This window comes from Ectobacillus ponti (genome assembly GCF_024294785.1).
Lineage (GTDB): Bacteria > Bacillota > Bacilli > Bacillales > Bacillaceae_G > Ectobacillus > Ectobacillus ponti.
Genome location: NZ_JANCLT010000052.1, coordinates 1 through 941, shown reverse-complemented (window position 1 = coordinate 941; position 941 = coordinate 1). Strand labels below are relative to the sequence as shown.

Annotated in this window: 1 pseudogene; it reads right to left on the bottom strand. The window is 52.6% G+C overall.

Features of this window, described 5'->3' with window-relative positions:
• Positions 1 to 177: 177 nt before the first annotated feature.
• Positions 178 to 941, bottom strand: a pseudogene (locus NK662_RS24520) (5-methyltetrahydropteroyltriglutamate--homocysteine S-methyltransferase); the annotation flags it as partial.

Below are 941 nucleotides of genomic sequence, written 5' to 3'. Positions count from 1 at the left end.
CCTCAAAAACCACCAAATTGATTCAAAAGTAAAACGGGTATGAGGGATCTTCCCACCGAGACTGACTAAACCTAACCACAGACAATTGGATCCACTGGACCCAGATTATTCAAAAACAAGATGGCTATGATGGCATTCCTCCTCAAAATCGAAGGGAACTTGCTGCAAAGGCGATCCTCACTTCGCGCTGGCGAGCTGGGTGCGGATGAGCTTGGCGGCCGAAACCATGTTGGTAAGGGCGGGCTTGACCTCGTTGTACTTGCGGGTCTTGAGACCGCAGTCAGGGTTCACCCAGAGAATGTTAGTGTCGAGCACCGCGAGCATCTTGTTGACGCGGTCCGCAATCTCCTCTGTGGACGGGATCCTTGGGGAGTGGATGTCATAGACACCAGGGCCAATGCCAGCACCATACTTCACACCCTCGCGGAAGACGGAGAGCAGCTTCTCGTCGGACCGGGAGTTCTCGATGGTGATCACATCAGCGTCCATGTTGATGATGGAGTGGATGATGTCGTTGAAGTTAGAGTAGCACATGTGGGTGTGGATCTGGGTGGTGTCCTGAACACCGCAGTTGGTGATTCTGAAGGAGTGAACAGCCCAGTCCAAGTAGAAAGCATGCTCCGCCTTGCGGAGTGGCAGACCTTCTCTCAAAGCAGCCTCATCGATTTGGATGACCTGAATACCACCAGCCTCAAGGTCCTCGACCTCCTTCTTGATGGCAAGAGCAATCTGGTAGCATGTCTCAAACCTCGGCTGGTCATTCCTGACAAAAGACCAGTTAAGGATTGTGACGGGACCAGTCAACATTCCCTTCATGGGGCGAGAGGTCATGCTCTGCGCCAACTTGGACCAGAACACAGTCATGGGGTTGGGGCGGCTCACATCACCATAGATAATTGGTGGCTTGACACACCGTGATCAATAAGATTGCAACCATCCGT